At 67.2% G+C, this 3,240-nt stretch carries 3 protein-coding genes; all 3 read left to right on the top strand.

Going from position 1 to position 3,240, the window contains the following annotated elements; all coding sequences use genetic code 11:
* The coding region (locus tag ACFPIH_RS56105) for an ABC transporter substrate-binding protein (protein ID WP_385879436.1) at positions 1-1,291 on the top strand (1,291 nt) is incomplete at its 5' end.
* A 94-nt stretch (positions 1,292-1,385) separates the two neighbouring features.
* Positions 1,386-2,345 carry a carbohydrate ABC transporter permease gene (locus ACFPIH_RS56100; protein WP_381163912.1) on the top strand — a complete coding sequence of 320 codons (960 nt, stop codon included), beginning with the start codon at positions 1,386-1,388 and terminating at the stop codon, positions 2,343-2,345.
* Entirely contained in the window at positions 2,342-3,226 is an 885-nt protein-coding gene (locus ACFPIH_RS56095; RefSeq protein ID WP_381163915.1) for a carbohydrate ABC transporter permease, read from the top strand. Before ACFPIH_RS56100 ends, ACFPIH_RS56095 begins: the two co-directional genes overlap by 4 nt.
* Positions 3,227-3,240: the final 14 nt, after the last annotated feature.

Raw genomic sequence — 3,240 nt, 5'->3', positions numbered from 1 at the left:
CTGTTCCGGAGCCGGAGCCGGTGGGTCCTCGGGAGGCGGCAAGAGCATCAACGTGCTGATGGTCGGCAACCCGCAGATGGAGGACATCGCGAAGCTGACCAAGAGCACGTTCACGAAGGACACCGGCATCAAGGTCAACTTCACGATCCTTCCCGAGAACGAGCTGCGCGACAAAGTCACCCAGGACATCGCCACCCAGGCCGGCCAGTACGACGTCGCCACCATCGGCGCCTACGAGGTACCCATCTGGACCAAGAACGGCTGGCTGCACGAGCTGGGCTCTTACGCCGACAAGGACACCGGCTTCGACAAGGCCGACCTCCTCAAGCCGATGGTGCAGTCCCTGTCCGGCTCCGACGGCAAGCTCTACGCGATGCCGTTCTACGGCGAGTCCTCGATGCTCATGTACAACAAGGACGTCATGAGCGCGAAGGGCATCACGGTCCCCGAGCACCCGACCTGGCAGCAGATCGCCGACATCGCGGCCAAGGTCGACGGCGCCGAGCCCGGCATGAAGGGCATCTGCCTGCGCGGCCTGGCCGGCTGGGGCGAACTCGGCGCACCGCTGACCTCCGTGGTCAACACCTTCGGCGGGACCTGGTTCACCAAGGACTGGAAGGCGCAGGTCAACAGCCCCGCCTTCAAGAAGGCCACCAACTTCTACGTCGACCTGGTCAGGAAGCACGGCGAGGCGGGCGCCCCGCAGGCCGGGTTCACCGAGTGCCTGAACGCGCTCAGCCAGAAGAAGGTCGCGATGTGGTACGACGCGACCAGCGCGGCCGGATCACTGGAGGACCCCGCCTCCAGCAAGATCGCCGGACACGTCGGCTACGCCTACGCACCGACCGTCGAGACCAAGGCCGCCGGCTGGCTGTGGGCCTGGGCATGGGCGATGCCCAAGACCACCAAGAACGCCGACGCGGCCTCACAGTTCATGCTGTGGGCCTCCAGCAAGAAGTACGAGCAGCTGGTCGGCACCAAGCTCGGCTGGTCGCGTGTCCCGGCCGGCAAGCGGGCCAGCACGTATGAGATCCCCGAGTACCGGAAGGCCGCCGCCTCCTTCGGCGACATCACCCTGAAGTCCATCGAGGCGGCCGACCCGGCCAACCCCGGCGTCCAGCCCCGCCCCACCGTCGGCATCCAGTACGTGGCCATCCCCGAGTTCCAGGACCTGGGCACCAAGGTCACCCAGGAGATCTCCGCCGCCATCGCCGGCAAGACATCCGTGGACAAGGCCCTGGACGACGGCCAGAAACTCGCCGAGGACGTCGCCAAGACCTACCAGAAGTAACCCCCCGCCCCGGCCGGCCCCCGCCCCGGCCGGCCCGCGCCGGCCGGGCACCGCTTCCCCCACCCCGGCCCTCACCGGCAGAGGAAACCCTTTCATGACCACGCTCACCGCACCCCCCAAGACCGCACCACCCCCCGCCCGGACCCCCAAACCCTCAGCCGTGAGCAAGTGGAAGCGCCGCATCCCGCTGCTGCCGGCGCTGGTGTTCACCATCGTCGTCACCCAGCTGCCCTTCGTGGCCACGCTGATCATCTCCACCTTCCAGTGGAACATCCTCAAACCGGGCGACCGCCACTTCGTCGGCCTGTCCAACTTCGCGTTCGTCTTCACCGACGAGCGGCTGCGCACCGCGGTCCTCAACACCGTCGTCCTCACCGCGTCGGTGGTCCTCATCAGCGTGATCCTCGGACTCGGGCTGGCGATACTCCTCGACCGCCGCTTCGCCGGCCGCGGCCTGGCCCGCACCCTGCTCATCGCACCGTTCCTGGTCATGCCGGTCGCCGCCGCACTGCTGTGGAAGCACGCCATCTACAACCCCGACTACGGCCTCCTCAACGGCACCCTCAACGCCATATACAGGCTCTTCGGCGCCGACAACGGCCCCACCCTCGACTGGATCTCCTCCTACCCCATGCCCGCCGTGGTGATCTCGCTGGTCTGGCAGTGGACCCCGTTCATGATGCTGATCCTCCTGGCCGGCCTGCAGGCCCAGCCCGGCGACGTCCTGGAAGCCGCCCGCATGGACGGCGCCTCCGCCACCGCGACCTTCCGCCACATCACCCTGCCCCACCTGCGCCAGTACATCGAACTGGGCGTCCTGCTCGGCACCATCTACATCGTGCAGACCTTCGACGCCGTCTACACCATCACCCAGGGCGGCCCCGGCTCCCAGACCACCAACCTGCCCTACGAGATCTACCTGACCATGTTCCGCAAATACGAGTACGGCGAAGCAGCCGCCGCCGGCGTCGTCGTCGTCCTCGGCTCGATCGTGATCGCGACCTTCGCACTGCGCACCATCGCGTCGCTCTTCCGCGAGGAGACAGCCCGATGACCGCCAACGCAGCAGCAGCCCCCGGAGGGAAACTCAAGAGGCTCCTCCGCCGCCCCGACGACCACGCCGGTGCCCCCAGACTCTCCCCGCTGTGGACGTTCGTCGCCTGGCTCGCCACCCTCGCGTTCTTCGCACCGGTCGCGTGGATGGTCCTCACCTCCTTCCACCAGGAAGCCGACGCCGCGACCAACCCGCCCACCCCCTTCGCCCCCCTCACCCTCGAGCAGTACAAGCTGCTCTTCAGCCGGGACATCACCCCCTTCCTCCTCAACTCCGCCATGGCCAGCGTCCTTTCCACCCTCCTCGTGCTCGCCCTGGCAGTACCCGCGGCCTACGCCCTGTCCATCAAACCGGTCCAGAAGTGGACCGACGTCATGTTCTTCTTCCTGTCCACCAAGTTCCTCCCCGCCATCGCGGCCCTGCTGCCGGTGTACCTGATCGTCAAGGACGCCGGAATGCTCGACAACGTATGGACACTCGTCATCCTCTACACCGCCATGAACCTCCCGATCGCGGTGTGGATGATGCGCTCCTTCCTCGCCGAGGTCCCCAAGGAGATCCTCGAAGCCGCCGAGGTCGACGGCGCCGGCCTGCTCACCGTGCTGTGGCGGGTCGTCGCACCCGTCGCCATGCCCGGACTCGCCGCCACCTCGCTGATCTGCTTCATCTTCAGCTGGAACGAGTTCATGTTCGCCGTCAACCTCACCGCCACCCAGGCCTCCACCGCACCCGTCTTCCTCGTCGGCTTCATCACCAACGAGGGCCTCTTCCTCGCCCGGCTCTGCGCCGCCGCCACCCTGGTGTCGCTGCCCGTCCTCATCGCCGGATTCGCCGCCCAGGACAAACTCGTCCGCGGCCTCTCCCTAGGAGCAGTCAAGTGAAAGCCGCCGTCATC

The sequence above is a fragment of the Streptomyces vulcanius genome, from assembly GCF_042653945.1.
GTDB lineage: Bacteria > Actinomycetota > Actinomycetes > Streptomycetales > Streptomycetaceae > Streptomyces > Streptomyces mangrovi.
Note: the sequence above shows the minus strand (reverse complement) of the source record. Positions and strands in the feature narration are given on the sequence as shown.